The organism is Salinicola peritrichatus, assembly GCF_003206715.1.
Classification (GTDB): domain Bacteria; phylum Pseudomonadota; class Gammaproteobacteria; order Pseudomonadales; family Halomonadaceae; genus Salinicola; species Salinicola peritrichatus.
On sequence record NZ_PZJU01000032.1, the window covers coordinates 68267 to 84467 of the forward strand.

Below are 16201 nucleotides of genomic sequence, written 5' to 3' on the forward strand. Positions count from 1 at the left end.
ACCTGTTTAAAGGGCCTGTTCAATGAGGAGACCATCATGCCGACCCCCGCTCAAATCGATATCATCAAACAGACCGTTCCCATTCTGCAGGCCCACGGCGAGACGCTGACCCGGCATTTCTATGCCCGGATGTTCGAGCACAACCCTGAAGTGAAAGCCTACTTCAATCCGGCGCACCAGCGCTCTGGCACCCAGCAGCGGGCGTTGGCCGGCGCCATTCTAGCTTATGCCCAGCACATCGATGACCCTTCCGCGCTGAAGGATGCCATCGAAATCATCGCGCAGAAGCATGTTTCGCTGACGATCCGGCCCGAACACTACCCCATCGTGGGCGAAAATCTGCTGGCTTCGATCAAGGAAGTGCTGGGCGATGGCGCCACGGACGCCATCATCGATGCCTGGGCGGCGGCCTACGGCCAGTTGGCGGATGTCTTCATCCAGCGCGAGAAAGACATCTATGCCCAGCAGGACGAAAGCTACGGCTGGTCGGGCTTCAAGCCGTTCGTCGTCGCTCGGCGCCAGCGGGAAAGCGACAATATCGTCTCGCTCTATCTCGAGCCCGAAGACGGCCGGCCGCTGGCCGCGCACCTGCCGGGCCAATATGTCTCGATTCGCCTGCGCGCTGCGGATGGCCGACTCTCGATGCGCAACTACAGCCTCTCCAACGCACCGGGGGCGAGCGCCTACCGTATCAGCGTGAAACGCGAGCAGGGCGACGGCAGCGATGTTCCGGGCGGTCAGGTCTCCAATCCGATTCATGACTCGCTCAAGGTCGGGGATCGGGTCGAACTTTCACCGCCGTGTGGCGAGTTCACGCTGCAACTGCCCGAAGCCGACGACAAGCCGGTCGTCTTCATCGCCGGTGGCGTCGGCGTGACGCCGCTGATCTCCATGGCGCATGCGGCGGTCGAGGCCTCGGCAACTCGTCCGGTGATCTTCATCCAGGCCGCGCGACATGGTGGCGTTCGCCCCTTTGGCGAAGAGCTGGAAGCCCTGGCGGCGGCGCACGCCAATTTCCATCTGCATGTCCGGTTCAGCGAGCCGCGCGCCGAGGATGCCGCATTCGAGCATGGCAATATCGAAGCGAAGGATCTCACGGCCTGGGTCGGCGACAAGGCAGCGGAGTACTACTTCTGCGGCCCGCTCCCGATGATGCGGCAGGTCGATCAGCTACTGGCCGAGCATGGCGTTCCGGCCGGGGATCGCCGCTACGAGTGCTTCGGGCCGTTGCAGCCCCTGGCGGCTTGAATGGGAATGCGCCGACCGGCCCGCCGAACGGGCGGGCCGTCCCTGTGATCGCAGCGGTTAAATTTCCGCCGCCAGCTTTCCGATTTCCGCGATCACCTGATCGCGCTCCTCCTTGGTAGCCTGCGGCAGATAGGTGTAGGCCACCGCGATGACCGTGCCGCGGTCGCCCGGCCAGGCGACACCGATGTCGCTGGCATTGCCGACACCGTTGGTGCCGGTCTTTTCTCCCACCAGCCAGTTGGCAGGCATGCCGGCACGCAGGCGAGTGTCGCCGACCTTGCCTTCGATCATCCAGGCGGCCTTGATGACGCTACTCGAGCTGCATGAGCTTATCTTTCACTTTGGCATTGTCTTGGTTCTGGCCCGCGGCCCATACGGGGCGAGCGACGAATGCGGAAGCGGTGAGCAGGGACGCGGTGGAAATCAGACGACGACGGGAAAGAGCTGGCATGTAACGGCCTCTAGTGGGAAAAGCGAAGACAGCAACTTACCCTGAACCAGAGGAGAACGGCGAGAGCGAGCGGTTCGTCTTTCGTTTCATGGTCTACCTTTATCCCTAGTTCCCTGGAGGAGAGTCCCATGACCGACCACTACCAAGTGCAGGAACGAGACGGCGAATTCCACGTCATAGATACCCGCCCCGATGATTCGAGACCGGACGATGCCCCCGTCGCGTCCTACGCCACTCGCCATGAAGCGGAGATCGAGGCAAAGCGTCTCAACGAGCGTTCTTTGGGATGACGTGGCGTTTCATATCGAATGACGATTACCGCTATCGTCGATGACAGCGGTATCGCCGTAACGAAAAAGGGAGCCCGCAGGCTCCCGATCTCTCTCATCAAGCTCAGCTCTGTGCGGCTAGCGCCTTACAGATTGGCGAAGCTCACTTCGACGTTGCCCTGAGCGTTGCTGCCGGCGCCTTCTGCGTTCTGCAGGGCCTGCGCGGCGGCGACGCTGTGGCCTTGGCCGATCAGGTCGTTGTTGCCGGCCTGAATGCTGGTGGCCAGTTGGGTGGACTCAGCGACGTTCTGCAGGGCCTGGTCAGCCGCAGCGCTGTGGCCGCCGCTAACGGTGTCGACGCTGTAGGCGGTCGGCAGCGCTTGGTACTCGGCGGTCTGTTGGGTGTTCAGGGTTTCGTTCTGCTGGTTGAAAGCGCGTTCGTTCATCAGGCTGTTGGCCTGAGCGGCGGCGGGCAGGGCGACAGCGAGTGCAATGGCTGCGAGAATGCGGGTTTTCATGGCGTTACCTCCAATAATGTCTTTTCTGGTAGGGCCTCCTGGCCCAACCGGTGACGACATTATGGAAGCCATTATCTTAGTCTGCTAATCAAGCATAGTGAATTCGACTATCAATGGGATTGATACAAAGGTCGAAGTCCTGAAGCGGTCTTCGATAGTAAAACTTCTTTCGGCGATCGTCATCTTTGCCCCGGCCCGGGCCGCCGCTTCATAATGCACTCTCCTAATTCACACGATGGAATCCGCCCCATGCCGCGCCTGCCCCGGGATATCGCCCCCACCGCCCCGCCACGCGCTGCCGAGCCGCAGGCCAATGTCGGCGAGGTCGCCTATCTGCGCGTGACCAAGGTCAACGATATCGGTGCCTTTCTCGACTGGGGGCGGCCGAAGGACCTGCTGCTGCCGTTCGGCGAGCAGCGCTTTCGCCCGGACGAGGGCAAGCGGGTGCTGGTGATGATCTACGTCGACGACCGCATGCGGCCGGTGGCGAGCATGAGGCTCGATCGCTTCCTGCGTGACGAGGCGGAGGGATTAGCGGCGGGGGACCGTGTCTCGCTGACCATTGCCGACCTCACCGATCTGGGGGCCAAGGCGGTGGTCGACAACCGCTTCTGGGGCCTGCTCTACCAGGACGACATCGCGCGTCCGCTGCGCCGGGGCGACCGGGTCGAGGGCTACGTCAGGCGTGTGCGCGACGATGGGCGGCTGGATCTGTCGCTATTGCCGCCGGGGGAGGCGCGGCTGGATCTGGTCGGCGAGAAGGTGCTGGCCGAACTCGCCGCCAGCGACGGCTTTCTGCCGCTGGGCGACAAGAGCCCGGCGGCGGCGATCAAGACCCGTCTCGGGGTCAGCAAGAACGCCTTCAAGCAGGCAATCGGCCGCCTCTACAAACAGCGCCGGATCGTGATCGAAGACGACGGTATCCGGCTGATCGAGGAGTGACCGACGCTTCGCTTACATCCGGTAGGCGCGATACCAGCCAAGCCCCGCCACGGTATCGCCGCGCGGCTTGTACTCGCAGCCGAGCCAGCCGTCGTAGCCGTCCTCGTCGAGGCGTTCGTACAACCATGGATAGTTGACCTCGCCGCTATCAGGCTCGTGGCGCTCGGGCACGCCGGCGATCTGGATATGGCCGACGCCGTCGCGATGGCGCTGGTAAGTCTTCCAGATGTCTCCGTCCATGATCTGGGTATGGTAGAAATCCATCTGCACCTTGACGTTGGGTTCGTTCAGCTCGGCCAGGATCGCGTGCCCTTCGGCCTGATGGTTGAGAAAATAGCCCGGCATGTCGCGGGTGTTGATCGGCTCGATCAGCAGCGTACGCCCGTGTTCCGCCAGCCTGCGTGCCGCAAAGCGCAGGTTTTCCAGGTAAACGCCGCGTAGGGTCTCCCGGCAAGCCCCCTCCGGCACCAGTCCCGCCATGGCATGCAGGCGCGGGCAGTCCAACGCCTCGGCATAGCGCAGGGCGGTATCGACGCTCTCGCGGAATTCCGCCTCGCGACCGGGCAGGGCGGCCAGGCCGCGCTCGCCGGCGTCCCAGTTCCCGGGCGGCAGATTGAACAACGCTTGCGACAGGCCATGACGGCGCAGCTCGGCGGCGATATCGTCGGCATCGAAAGCGTAGGGGAACAGGAACTCGACGCCCTCGAAGCCGCACGCGGCGGCCTTGGCGAAGCGTTCGAGAAACGGCACTTCGTTGAACATCATGCTGAGATTGGCGGCAAAACGCGGCATGGGCTGATTTCCTCGATTATCCGATCGATGTCGAAGGGCGACGCTCGGCTACCATTGGGCACCGAAGGCATCTCGCAACTCGTCGATCTCGCTGTCGTTCAAGGTGCGCACCTCGTGATGGCGCAGCAGCAGATAGAGCTTGGCGGTCTCCTCCAGTTCCTCGATCGCGTTGCGCGCCGCCTCCAGCGTCTTGCCCGCCACCACCGGGCCGTGATTGGCCAGCAGCACCGCCGCGTGTTCGGCGGCATAGTCGCGCACCGCTTCGCCCAGCGCCGGGTCGCCGGGACGGTAGTAGGGCACCAGCGGCAGGCGGCCGACGCGCATCACGAAATAGGGCGTGATCGGTGGCAGGCAACAGTCTTGATCGAGTCCGTTGAGGCATGACACGGCGGCCGAGTGGGTGGCATGTAGATGGATGATGCCGCCGGTGTCGGGGCGCTGCTCGTAGAAGGCGCGATGCAGAAACGACTCCTTGGTCGGCGGCTTGCCGGCGAGCAGGTTGCCGTCCCAGTCGAGCTTGGAGATTTCCGCCGGGTCCAGCGCGCCGAGGCTGGCGTTGGTCGGCGTCATCAGCCAGCCATCATCCAGCTTGGCGCTGATGTTGCCGGAGGTGCCCGGCGCCATGCCGAGCTGACGGAAAGAGCGGCCGATCTCGGCGATCTCCTCGCGCAGGCGGTGTTCCTCGGTCGAAGTATGGATCGCGCTCATGGCAGCAGCTCCCAGGCCTTGGTCATGAAATCGATGGCGCCGAAGTTGCCCGACTTGAGTGCCAGTGCCAGCGGCTCGGCGGTACCCAGCGTGGTGGTCCAGGGCACGCCGGGGTCGATGCTTTCGCCGATGCGCAGCCCCTGAACGCCGAGAGCGCTCACGACCGCGCCGGACGTCTCACCGCCGGCCACCAGCAGCCGGCGCACGCCGAGTCGCTCCACCAATTCGCGGGCGATATCGGCCAGGGCGCGTTCGACCAGTTCGCCGGCCTGCCGTACCCCCAGGCGTTGCTGCGCCTCGCGCACCTCCTCCGGAGAGGCGCTGGCATAGATCAGCACCGGGCCATCATCGAGATGCGATTCGGCATGGGCGAGCGCCGCGTCGACGCTGCCCCGGTAGTCCGCTTCCAGCGCCAGTGCCTGAACGTGGTAGCTGGGCATGTGCTGGCGGGCATGCTCGATCTGGGCCAGCGTGGCTCGCGAGCAACTGCCGCTCAGTATTGCTTCGCGACCCGCAATGCTCGGTAATGCGGCGGCGTCTTCGCGATGCCCGAGACGCTCGGCGAAGTTGGCCGGCAAGCCCAGCGCCAGGCCGGAGCCGGCGGTGACCAGCGGCAGGTCGCGGCAGGCCCGGGCCAATACGAACAGGTCGTCGTTGTCGATGGCGTCGCAGATCGCAATACCCGTGCCCTCGGCCTCGAGTGCGGCGATGCGTTCACGCACCGCCGCCTCGCCCTGGCGGATCGTGGCGTAATCGATCAACCCCACCGGGCGGGTGGTCTGGGCGCCGAGCACGCGCACCAGGTTGGCATCGGTCATCGGCGTCAGCGGATGGTCCTGCATGCCGCTTTCGTTGAGCGGTACGCCGCCCGCGAACAGATAGCCGTTGAATACGCTGCGGCGATTGGCCGGCAATGCCGGGCAGGCGATGGTGAAATCGGTCCCGAGCGCCTCCATCAGTGCCTCGGTGACCGGGCCGATATTGCCGGCAGGCGTCGAGTCGAAGGTCGAGCAGTACTTGAAATAGAACTGCTCGCAACCCTGATCGCGCAGCCAGTCGAGTGCCTCCAGGGACTGGGCGATGGCCTCTCCGGCGGGGATGGTGCGCGACTTGAGCGCCACCACCACGGCATCCACGCCAGCCTCCAGCGGCGTCTGCGGAATGCCGATGGTCTGAATGGTGCGCATGCCGGCGCTGACCAGCATGCTGGCCAGGTCGGTGGCGCCGGTGAAGTCATCGGCGATGCAGCCGAGTATGGGGCCCGAGGAAAGATTCGGCATCGCTTAGTCCTCCCCGTCGTTGGCGGCCGCGCCGGGCAGATCGACACCCGGGTAGACCTTGATCACCGCCGCGTCGTCCTCGCGGCCCAGCCCCTGGGCGGAAGCCAGCGTGAATTGGCTCAGCGCCTGGGCGGTCAGCGGCAGCGGGAATTTGTCGCGATGGGCGGTGTCGTGGACGATGCCGAGATCCTTGACGAAGATGTCCACCGCCGAATGCGGTGTGTAGTCGCCGGCCAGGATGTGCGGCACGCGGTTCTCGAACATCCACGAGTTGCCGGCGCTCTGGGTGATCACCTCAAACAGCGTGTGCGGATCGCAACCGCCACGAATGCCGTAGGCCATCGCTTCGGCGGCGGCGGCGATATGCACGCCGGCCAGCAACTGGTTGACCAGCTTGACCTGCGAACCCTGCCCCAGCTCGTCCCCGAGCCGGAAGACCTTGGCGGCGATGGCGTCGAGCACGCCTTCGAGGCGTTCGAACAGCACGCTCCCGCCGGACGCCATGATCGTCAACTGCCCCTGGGCCGCCTTTGCCGAGCCGCCGGAAATCGGCGCATCCAGCAGAGCGATCCGGTGCGCGGCGAGCTCCGCCCCGAGGGCCTGGACCGCCTCCGGTGCGCAGGTGGCGCAGGAGAGCACCACGCTATCCGTTGCCAGACCGGGCACCAATCCATCGTCGCCGAACAGCACCTCTCGAGTCTGCTCGGCATTGACCACGACGATCAGCACCACCTCCACCTCGGCGGCCATTGCGGCCGGCGTGGCCACCGCCCGTCCACCGGCCTGCGCGAAAGCCTGGCGCGCTTGTTCGCGCAGATCGCAGCCCCAGGTCTCGAAACCGGCGCCTACCAGCGAGGTCGCCATGCCCATGCCCATCGAGCCGAGTCCGATCACGCCGACGCGTGGGCGCTCGCTTGCTGTCATCGTGTCTCTCCTGTCGTGCTGGCCGGCGATCCGCTTTGCGCTTCCACCCGTTCGAGCATGCTCTTGAGCAGATCGGGGGGCGCCTGACGCAAGCGCGCTTCGGCGTGTTCCAGATGAATGGCGGCGGCGCGGGCGGCCGCCTCGGCGTCGCTCGCGCTGATGGCATCGAGCATCGCCTGGTGCTCGGCGACCACCTGCTGCATGAAGGTCTCGCGCAGCGATTCGTTGGTGCGGGTCACGCTGATGGCGTGATGCAGAAAGCGGTTGTAGAAATCGAGCACGGCGGTGAAGTGCACGTTGTTGGCCGCTTCGGCGATCGCGCGATGGAACGCCATGTCCTCCTCGACACCGGACCGCCCGGCTTCGACGGCTTCATCGATGTCCGCCATCGCGTTGCGAATACGGCGGAGCTGTGACGGCGTGCGCCGCTCGGCGGCCAGTCGCGCCGCTTCGACTTCTAGCGGCCGGCGCAGTTCGAGCACTTCGACCACCGATTGCAGGCCGGGGTCGGGAATCGACATGCGCAACGACACCGTCGGCGATTCGGCGACGAAGCTGCCGCTGCCGCGGCGTGACGTCACCAGTCCGGCGTTGCGCAGCATCGAGATCGCCTCGCGCACCACCGAACGGCTGATGCCGAAGCGCTCCACCAGCGCCGCCTCGGTCGGCAGGCGATCCCCCCGTCCCCATTCCCCGGTCTGGATGGCGTCGCTCAGGCGCTGTGCCACCTGTTCCGAGAGTTGCGGGCCGCGCAATGGCGGCACCATGTCCTTGCTCACGATCTGGAATTCCTCATTCGTTGGTCGAAGAAGGTCGCCACGCAAGACCGCTATGACGGTATTTAGCGCTGCTCTCCGACCAATGGCGATATTGCTCGTTTCAAGAATTTGTCAGACAAGATGTTAAATCGCAAAGGGTAGCGCAATTCGTCTTTGGTCAATTGGCGGATAGAGCGATGCCGTAGAGAGGAGTGAAAGTCATGCATGTGGTCGTTACCGGAGGCGCCGGTTTTCTCGGCGCGCGTCTGATCCACGCCCTGCTGGCGGGCGAGGCCACCTTGGATGGGGAAGCCGTGACCCGGGTGACCTCGATCGACCTGGCGCCTTGCCCGGTCGAGGACGCCCGTGTCGAATCGGTGGCCGGTGATATCGCCGATCCGGCGTTGATCCGGCGCGCACTCGGCGAGGACACCGTTGCCGTTTGCCATCTGGCGGCGGTGGTCAGCGCCCAGGCGGAGGCGGATTTCGATCTCGGCATGCGGGTCAACCTGGATGCCACGCGTGGGCTGCTGGAAGCCTGCCGCGCTCATCCCAAACGGCTGCGCTTCCTGTTCGCCAGCTCGCTGGCGGTGTTCGGGCCGGGGCTCTCTCAAGAGCTCTCGCAGCCGGTGGCGGAGGCGGTCGGGCCGCGGCCGCGCTCCTCCTACGGCGCGCAGAAGGCGATCGGCGAGCTGCTGGTCAACGATTACAGCCGTCGCGGCTTCGTCGATGGCCGCGTATGTCGTCTGCCGACCATCGTGGTGCGGCCGGGCAAGCCCAACCAGGCGGCGTCGTCGTTTGCCAGTTCGATCATCCGCGAGCCGCTTGCCGGCCTCGACGCCGTCTGCCCGGTGGACGCCCAATTACCGCTGTGGCTCTCCTCGCCGCGGGCGGTGGTCGCCAATCTGATCCATGCATTGACCCTGCCCGGCGAGTCGCTGGGCGACTGGCGCACGCTCAATCTGCCCGGCATCACGGTCACGGTGGCCGAGATGCTGGAGGCTCTGGAGCGCCAGGCCGGCAGCGAGGTGCGCTCACGGGTACGCTTCGAGCCCGACGCCGCCATCGACGCCATCGTCGCCAGCTGGCCGGGCGGGCTGGATATCTCGCGCCCGCTGGCATTGGGCTTCCGGGCCGATGCCGATTTCGATGCCATCATCCGCGCCTATCGGGAGGATGCGCTGACTTCATGACACGAAGCGTCCGATCTTTTCCACCACATACGCGTTGCCGACATAACAACCGCTGCAATGCCAGCGACAACAAGACCAAGGAGTACACGCCATGACAGACGCCACCGCCGCCGGTCCCCGGGGCCTGGTATACCCATTTCCCACGAGCCGCGTTGCTGCTTCAAATGCGTTCAGGCAAGGCGCGGGACGCAGGCAATGGTGTGCCCTTGTTCAGTCGCGCAACGCCGCATGAGCGTATTTGAAGCGCAACCCGAAGGGACTGGCCGGTTTTCCAGTGATACGTCGTCGCTCGTATAACCCTTGGAACCACCAAGGCTGAAACTCGCTCCTAGTCTCACGGAAAAACCGGCTCAGTCGCGGCCGTGAAAATGGGTAGACCAGGCCCTTTCATCATCGGCCTGGGCATCGCCATCTTCGTGATGATCGCGCTGGTCATCAAAACCCGCGTTCACGCGCTGCTCGCGCTGGTCATCGCCGCTTCCATTGCCGGTCTGATCGGCGGCATGCCACCCAACGCGGTGATCGGTGCCATTACCACTGGTTTCGGCACGACGCTTTCCACCATCGGTCTGGTCATCGGCTTCGGCGTGATGATGGGGCGGATTCTCGAAGTCTCCGGCGCCGGCCAGCGCATGGCCTACTCGATCCTCAAGCTGCTGGGCAAGGAGCGTGAGGATTGGGCGATGGCGCTGACCGGCTACATCGTCTCGATCCCGATCTTCTGCGATTCGGCCTACGTCATCCTCAACCCGCTGGTGCGGGCGCTGGCACGCAATAGCGGACGCTCGATCCTGACGCTGGGCATCGCGCTTGCCTCCGGGCTGGCGGTGACCCACAGCGCGGTGCCGCCGACGCCGGGCCCGCTGGGCGTGGCGGGTATCTTCGGTGTCGATATCGGTTTGATGATCGCCTGGGGCTTGGTCTTCACCGCGCCGGCGCTGATCGTAATGGTGCTCTACGCCCGCTTCATGGGGCCGCGCATCGAGGCGATGATCGAACGTGACGTGCCCGGTTCGCTGAAGCGCGACGAGGACGATGACCCGATGCGCGGGCAACTGGCCGAGAGTGAGCTGCCGACGCTGTTCAAGTCGGTGCTGCCGATCGGGTTGCCGATCCTGCTGATTTTCCTCAATACGCTGGTCACCGCGGTGGTTGGCGACAGTGACTCGCCGGGGCTCTTCGTGCAGGTCGTCCAGTTCATCGGTCATCCGGTGATTGCGGTCGGCATCGGCGTGCTGGTGGCGGTCTACGGTCTGGTGCCGAAGATGCCGAAGGATCAGGTGCTGGCGCACCTGGAAAAGGGCGTCGAAAGCGCCGGTATCATCCTGCTGGTCACCGGTGCCGGGGGTGCGCTGGGGGCCGTGCTGCGGGCCAGCGGTGCGGGCGACTACATCGGCGAAAGCATTGCCGGGCTGGCGCTGCCGGCGGTGCTGATCCCGTTCCTCATCGCTACGCTAGGGCCTACGCGGGCCATTCACACGACCGCGACGGAGCCAGTTTTTTTGTGAGGCTAGGCGCGAGCCTCGGGTTTTGGTGGTTCCAAGCGCTCGGCTCGCAACAACGCCTCGCGGAAAAACCGGCCCGTCCCTTCGGGTTGCGCGTCGAATGCGCCCATGCGTCGTTGCGCGCCTAGGTAAGGGCACGCCATTACCTTCGTCCCGCGCCTAGCCTGGACGCATTCGACGCAGCAACGCGGAACGTGATGAATGGCCCACGTAGGCCCCTGCGCTTCGTTCAGGGCAGCGGCACGGTGTCGATGATCACCGGCGCTTCGATCTCCGCGCCGATCCTGGCCACGATGCCGGACGTCAACATGGTGCTGGCGGCGCAGGCGGCGTGTCTCGGCGGGCTCTTCTTCAGCTACTTCAACGACAGCTACTTCTGGGTGGTCAACCGGCTGCTGGGGGTCAAGACCGCCAAGCATCAGCTGCTGGTGCTGTCGGTGCCGACCACGCTGGGCTGGGCCACCGGGCTGGTGGCGCTGCTGATCGCCAATGCGTTCGTGGGTTGAGAGACGACGGTAGATTGAGAGTCACACGGCGAATCGAGGTCAAAACGCCAACGACAAGGAGTCCCGACATGAAAATCACCCGAGTCCGCGCCCGCGTGTTCGAGTGGAAAGGCGAGACGGTGCCGCCCAAGGCGCATTTCTGCACCAATGCCATGGATGCGCTATGGGATCGCGGCGACGCCATGCAGAGCTTCCGCTTCCACGGCTGGGCGGTGATCGAGATCGAGACCGACAGCGGTCTCGTCGGTCTCGGCAACGTGGCGCTGGCGCCACGGGTCGCCAAGACCATCGTCGACCAGCATCTGGCGCCGCTGGTCGTGGGGCAGGATCCGTTCGACTACGAGTATCTGTGGCAGCGCATGTATCGCGCCACGCTGGCCTGGGGGCGGCGCGGGATCGGCATGGCGGCGATCTCCGGGGTCGATATCGCGATCTGGGATCTGATGGGAAAGGCGCTCGGCAAACCGGTGTTCAAGCTGCTTGGCGGGCGTACCAAGGAGCGCATTCCCTGCTATGCCTCCAAGCTCTATCACGACGATCTCGATACCATGCAGGCGGAGGCGCAGCGCTATCTCGACCAGGGCTTCCAGGCGATGAAGATGCGCTTCGGCTACGGCCCCAAGGATGGCCCCCGGGGCATGCGCGAGAATGTGAAGAGCGTCGCGGCGGTGCGCGAGGTGATCGGCGAAGAGATCGATCTGATGGCCGACTGCTACATGGGCTGGAACCTCGACTACGCCCGGCGGATGTTGCCGAAACTCGCCCCTTTCGAGCTGCGCTGGCTGGAGGAGCCGGTGATCGCCGACGATATCGACGGCTACGCCGAGCTCAATCGCATCGCGCCGATGCCGATCTCCGGTGGCGAGCACGAGTTCACTGTCCACGGTTTCCGCCAGCTGCTGGAGAAGCGCGCGGTTTCGGTGATCCAGTACGACACCAACCGGGTCGGCGGCATCACCGTGGCGCGCAAGATCAACGCCATGGCCGAGGCGTTCGAGGTGCCGGTGATCCCGCACGCCGGGCAGATGCACAACTACCATCTGACGATGTCGTCACTGGCATCGCCGATGTCGGAGTTCTTCCCGGTGCATGACGTCGAGATCGGCAACGAACTCTTCTACTACCTGTTCGAAGGCGACCCGGAACCGGTCGACGGCCATCTCGATCTCGCCGACGACGTGCCGGGGCTGGGGCTCTCGCTCAATGAACGCCACCTGGATGGATTTCACATCGTCGAGTGAGCACCTCCGGCGGCGCGAGTCTCTTCGCGCCGCCTGAATTTCATCCTATCCGCTTGAATCGCTTCACCCTATCCGCTTGGATCGCTTCACCCTGTCCGCTTGAGTCGCTTCACCACATGCGCTTGAGCAGGTTGTCTCGGCGGACGAACTGGTGCCACAACACCGCGGCGATATGCAGCCCGATCACGTAGTAGAACGCCGTTCCCAGCGTCTTGTGGATCGACTCCAGCGAGTGGCCGAGATGCGGCGTCACGCCGAACGGCGACGGCACTGCCAGCGACGTGCCGGGAACCGGGATCGTGCCATTGCTCAGCCAGACCGTCATGATGCCCAGCAGCGGCTGCGCGAACAGAAACGCGTAGAGCGCCCAGTGGGTAATGCGTGACAGCAACTCGAGCCGGGGATGAAGTGGCGGCGACACCGGGGGTGGCGGCTGTCGCAGGCGTTCGATCAAGCGGGGAATCGCCAGCAGCAGCACGACGATACCGGTCCAGAAATGGCTCTGCAGTAGGAAAGCCGGTATGCCGGTGCTTCGCGGGAAAATATCCGTCGACAGGATGAGTGCGTAAGCCAGGATAACCAGCGCGGCAACGGTCCAGTGAAAGTGGCGGGCCTTGGCCGAATAGCGGTTGGACAACGAGTGGTTCACGGTGAATGATCCTTGAGCGAACGAGTCAGCCTCATCCTAGGCAGCATCGGCTTAGGATTGACTTAAGCCTGGCTCGCCATCGTGATGCGTTCGCCGCGTCAGCCGCGTCACGATGATAAGAAAGAGGCTGTCTCGTCGCCGGGAATCGCGAGTCCGTAAATCCGGGATGACTCAGGGCGTCTTGGTTTGCAGTCGCTCGGCCAGCCAGGCCCGGGTGCCGGGGTGCCCGCTGCGTTCGGCGCGTTCGGCAAGATCCAGCGCGAGTTCGACATCGCCGGCCTTGAGCGCGGCATCGATCATTCGGCGGTAATCGAAGTCCGCTGTGGTGGGCTCCGGAGCGGGTGCCGGGGTGGCGGCTTGCGGGCGAGGGCCGGCAGCCTCGGGTATCGGGGCTGGCGTATCGCCAATCATTGAGGTCATGCCGGTGCTACCGGTCAGCGAGGCGATTTCGAGCGTCACTTCGCCGGTGGCGGTATGCACGGCGCGCGGATCGGGGCCGGCGGGTTCGGCGAGCCCTCTGACCCGGGCATACGCTTTCTCTTCGGACTCGTAGGTGGTCGAAGCCTGACGATCCGCTTCGCTCGAGTAGATGACAAGATATTGGGCGTTCGGGCCGGGCGTCACGCTGAACTGACCGTCGAGCCGGGCAGTGGAAAAGCCGGTGGGGCGGCGCACCGCAAGCGCATCGCTCGATACCTTTCTGACCGGCTGGAAGGCCGAATCGAGGATCATAATCGTCGGCGCGAAAACCTGGCCGTCACGGACCGGGCTGGTCACGCTCAAGGTCACGGGGCCGTTGTTCCGGGGCAGCTCGAAGGCGTGGAAAAAGCTTTTGCCATCGCCGAAATCATGCACCGGGGTCTGCGGCGTGAAGTTCAGCGTGAGGGTTTGCTGTGCCGTGATCGGCTGATACGGCAGGCTGGCCAGCGACGTGCAGCAGTCCGGCGCGCTGGCCAGGGCCTGCTGCCCCTGCTGGGCCGGAATGGTCGGGGACTGGGGTGCCATCAGCGGCGTGCTGCATCCCGCCAGGGCGATCATGAGGGTGCTCAATGGCTCGGCAAGACGATACGAACTCAACATTCAGACACTCCTGCGTGAGACGAAAACGGCTCCGGAGCAGCAAGCCCCCGGAGCCCAATGGATCGAAACAGTGCGAGCATGGCTCTCGCGGCCGTGGGATCAGCTACCCCACCAGACTTCCATCTGCGCGCCGAACGTCAGCCCGTCGGTATCGTTGAAGTCGACGTTGTTGGAGCCTCCGGCCCCAGTAGCCAATGAATGGGCTTGACGATAGTTATCCTGACTTAGCTGCTCCTGATAGGCGTCGCCGTTCCATTTGGCGTAGGTAGCGAACAGACGGATGGTCGGGCGGATCATGGCGCCACGACCCGCCGACCACTGCTGCGCGATGGTCAGCTTGGTCAGGTGGTGATCGCTGTCGCTGTAGCTCGATACGTCACTCTGTGGCTCGATGTGGTCATAGCCCAGCTCGACCGCCGTGCTCATGATGTCGTTCCAGTAGTAGACCGGACGCACGCCGGCAGAGAACCACTTGCGACCGGTGTTGTCGTCCATGTCCTTGTTTTCGTAGATGGCGGTGTAGAGCATGTCGAGCTTGTCCTGCACCAGCCAGATATGGCCCTGGTCAAGGATGCGCCACATGTCGCCGTCCTGGCTGAGCCGACCGCCAGCTGGACGGCCCACGGCGTTACCATCGCGGGTGATGATGCCATCGGTGGCGTATTGCAGAGCCACTGTATTGGTACCACCGAACCAGTCGCTCTGGGTGTGCTCGATGGTGCCCATCCAGCCCTTGTCGCCTTCGTCGTAGTCGACATTCTGTACGTTATCGTAATAGTCCTTCTTCCAGTCGGGCAGCGATGAGCGACCGTAGTCGATACCGAGTTGCAGCGAACCGCCGGGATTGACGGGGATATCCGTCCAGCGCACGTCGATGGTGTCGTCGGAGAGCCGCTGGTCTTCATCGGGAAGATAGTCGACATCCGCCCCGGAACTCCTGACCCAGGCCAAGCTCAGCTTACCGGTGCCGACATCGATATCCGAGATCCCTACGCCGGGGCCCGAGACATCCTCAGTAGTAGAAATCGTTCATGTGGATGTCGTGACGCTTGTAGAAGCGCTTACCGGCCCAGAGCGTGGCGCCGGGCAGGCCGCCGACGACATTGTTGTCGGAAACGTACATTTCCCGTAGTGCCACATTATTGTCGTCGTCCTTGAGGGATTCGTCGTCGTTGTCCTGCGCGGTGACGTAGGCGACGCGGCTGGCGAAGTCGAAGGTCGTGTCCTGCTGCTGGTAGAGCTGCGCGCCGAGCCCGATCTCTGCATAGGTCTCGCATTCGTTGCCCAGGCGATATTTGGCCGGTGCGCCCGCCGACTTGAAGCAGGTCTGGCTGCCGCCGCCAGAGGTCGAGCCGATACCGGAACGGGCATAGCCGAAGAATTCGGGATTGATATCGGCGTTCGCCAGGACCGGCATCGTGCAGGATGCACCGATGACGGCAGCGAGGAGCGGTCGGCGTAGCGCGAAGTGTGAGGCAATCATTATCGGTGTCCCTCGTGGTCTTGTCGTTGATTGCTGTTTTTGACTGCTGTCATTGGCAACCGTATGAAGCATCCGGCTGCGCAAGGCGCTTTGAAAAACTCGCAACCGGCATGTCCGGGGACACACGCGAGGATCTGTCAAAGCGTCGTGCTCGGCGTACTCACATCGTGATCGATAGCAGCGAAGACATGAGTCGATTCGTTATTTGAAATTGTCGGTATCTCTGTTTGGGTTCCCTTGGGCGTTACCGCCAGCTATCCGGTTTGAGCGCCATTATTTCTATTACTACGTAAACTTTCATTGTAATCATGGTCTATAAAGACAAAGGTCTAAACTAACTCCAGTAGGGAATTTATTTTTCCCTTAATTGACAATGAGTTATTGTATTTTTCGACAAGCCTAAGGATTCCGGCAATATGCCAAAGGGCGGTCTCAAGTTCCAAGCGCAACGCTATTGAAGGGTGCTCGGTCCGCCGACGGATTTCTTTAGCACCTCGGCGTAGACTTCCAGTGGGGTTCGCCAGTCCAGCGTCTGGCGAGGCCGTGTGTTCAGTGAGTCGGCGATCTCGTCGAGCTCTTCCTGACTGTAAACGGAGAGGTCCGTTCCCTTTGGCAGATACTGCCGCAACAGCCCGTTGATGTTCTCGTTGGAGC

General features: G+C 63.8%; 19 protein-coding genes. 7 read left to right on the forward strand and 12 right to left on the reverse strand.

The window, feature by feature from the left end:
* Window positions 1-36 precede the first annotated feature (36 nt).
* On the forward strand, window positions 37-1248 hold the full coding sequence (gene hmpA, locus DOM57_RS13195; RefSeq protein WP_110649667.1) for an NO-inducible flavohemoprotein: 1212 nt from the start codon (window positions 37-39) through the stop codon (window positions 1246-1248).
* 57 nt (window positions 1249-1305) lie between these two features.
* Here the strand turns inward: hmpA and DOM57_RS13200 are convergent, their stop codons facing one another.
* Window positions 1306-1539 (reverse strand): serine hydrolase, encoded by a 234-nt coding sequence (locus tag DOM57_RS13200; protein ID WP_110649668.1) that lies wholly within the window; start codon window positions 1537-1539, stop codon window positions 1306-1308.
* A gap of 288 nt (window positions 1540-1827) precedes the next feature.
* On the opposite strand from DOM57_RS13200, the gene DOM57_RS21820 reads away from it, so the two are divergent.
* Window positions 1828-1989, forward strand: coding sequence for a hypothetical protein (locus DOM57_RS21820; RefSeq protein ID WP_162619533.1), 162 nt, complete (start codon window positions 1828-1830; stop codon window positions 1987-1989).
* A gap of 125 nt (window positions 1990-2114) precedes the next feature.
* Here the strand turns inward: DOM57_RS21820 and DOM57_RS13205 are convergent, their stop codons facing one another.
* On the reverse strand, window positions 2115-2486 hold the full coding sequence (locus DOM57_RS13205) for a hypothetical protein (RefSeq protein ID WP_110649669.1): 372 nt from the start codon (window positions 2484-2486) through the stop codon (window positions 2115-2117).
* A 249-nt stretch (window positions 2487-2735) separates the two neighbouring features.
* Between DOM57_RS13205 and DOM57_RS13210 the strand changes: the two genes are divergently transcribed.
* On the forward strand, window positions 2736-3428 hold the full coding sequence (locus DOM57_RS13210) for a CvfB family protein (protein ID WP_204352968.1): 693 nt from the start codon (window positions 2736-2738) through the stop codon (window positions 3426-3428).
* Window positions 3429-3440: 12 nt separating this feature from the next.
* Here DOM57_RS13210 and otnI read toward each other — a convergent pair whose 3' ends face one another.
* The 5 genes from otnI to DOM57_RS13235 are packed head-to-tail and all read right to left on the reverse strand — an operon-like array spanning window position 3441 to window position 7911.
* The gene (gene otnI / locus DOM57_RS13215; protein WP_110649670.1) at window positions 3441-4220 is read right to left on the reverse strand and encodes a 2-oxo-tetronate isomerase; all 780 of its coding nucleotides are present in this window, start codon (window positions 4218-4220) and stop codon (window positions 3441-3443) included.
* 48 nt (window positions 4221-4268) lie between these two features.
* On the reverse strand, window positions 4269-4928 hold the full coding sequence (gene otnC / locus DOM57_RS13220; RefSeq protein ID WP_110649671.1) for a 3-oxo-tetronate 4-phosphate decarboxylase: 660 nt from the start codon (window positions 4926-4928) through the stop codon (window positions 4269-4271).
* Window positions 4925-6208, reverse strand: coding sequence for a 3-oxo-tetronate kinase (gene otnK / locus DOM57_RS13225; protein WP_110649672.1), 1284 nt, complete (start codon window positions 6206-6208; stop codon window positions 4925-4927). Before otnK ends, otnC begins: the two co-directional genes overlap by 4 nt.
* Before the next feature lie 3 nt (window positions 6209-6211).
* On the reverse strand, window positions 6212-7132 hold the full coding sequence (gene ltnD, locus DOM57_RS13230) for an L-threonate dehydrogenase (RefSeq protein ID WP_110649673.1): 921 nt from the start codon (window positions 7130-7132) through the stop codon (window positions 6212-6214).
* A complete protein-coding gene (locus DOM57_RS13235) occupies window positions 7129-7911 on the reverse strand; it encodes a FadR/GntR family transcriptional regulator (protein WP_239496220.1) in 783 nt (260 codons plus the stop codon). The genes ltnD and DOM57_RS13235 overlap by 4 nt, the downstream gene beginning before the upstream one ends.
* 200 nt (window positions 7912-8111) lie before the next feature.
* Here DOM57_RS13235 and denD point away from each other — a divergent pair, with 200 nt between their 5' ends.
* The 4 genes from denD (at window position 8112) to DOM57_RS13255 (ending at window position 12335) form a co-directional block, all read left to right on the forward strand.
* On the forward strand, window positions 8112-9083 hold the full coding sequence (denD, locus tag DOM57_RS13240) for a D-erythronate dehydrogenase (RefSeq protein WP_110649674.1): 972 nt from the start codon (window positions 8112-8114) through the stop codon (window positions 9081-9083).
* Window positions 9084-9451: 368 nt separating this feature from the next.
* Entirely contained in the window at window positions 9452-10591 is a 1140-nt protein-coding gene (locus tag DOM57_RS13245; RefSeq protein WP_239496221.1) for a GntP family permease, read from the forward strand.
* Window positions 10592-10785: 194 nt separating this feature from the next.
* Window positions 10786-11094 (forward strand): GntT/GntP/DsdX family permease, encoded by a 309-nt coding sequence (locus tag DOM57_RS13250; protein WP_239496222.1) that lies wholly within the window; start codon window positions 10786-10788, stop codon window positions 11092-11094.
* Window positions 11095-11162: 68 nt separating this feature from the next.
* Window positions 11163-12335 (forward strand): L-rhamnonate dehydratase, encoded by a 1173-nt coding sequence (locus DOM57_RS13255; protein ID WP_110649675.1) that lies wholly within the window; start codon window positions 11163-11165, stop codon window positions 12333-12335.
* 109 nt (window positions 12336-12444) lie between these two features.
* Here DOM57_RS13255 and DOM57_RS13260 read toward each other — a convergent pair whose 3' ends face one another.
* The 5 genes from DOM57_RS13260 to DOM57_RS13280 all read right to left on the reverse strand — a co-directional run.
* Window positions 12445-12984: a cytochrome b gene (locus DOM57_RS13260; RefSeq protein WP_110649676.1), complete on the reverse strand. Its 540-nt coding sequence runs from the start codon at window positions 12982-12984 to the stop codon at window positions 12445-12447.
* A 171-nt stretch (window positions 12985-13155) separates the two neighbouring features.
* A complete protein-coding gene (locus tag DOM57_RS13265) occupies window positions 13156-14064 on the reverse strand; it encodes a MalM family protein (protein ID WP_110649677.1) in 909 nt (302 codons plus the stop codon).
* Between the two features lie 99 nt (window positions 14065-14163).
* Complete coding sequence (locus DOM57_RS22560) at window positions 14164-15015, reverse strand: carbohydrate porin (RefSeq protein ID WP_275425978.1); 852 nt, start codon at window positions 15013-15015, stop codon at window positions 14164-14166.
* 61 nt (window positions 15016-15076) lie between these two features.
* Window positions 15077-15547, reverse strand: a complete 471-nt coding sequence (locus DOM57_RS22565; protein ID WP_162619534.1) for a carbohydrate porin — start codon at window positions 15545-15547, stop codon at window positions 15077-15079.
* A 451-nt stretch (window positions 15548-15998) separates the two neighbouring features.
* A partial coding sequence (locus tag DOM57_RS13280; protein WP_162619535.1) for an IS30 family transposase occupies window positions 15999-16201 on the reverse strand: 203 nt, incomplete at its 5' end.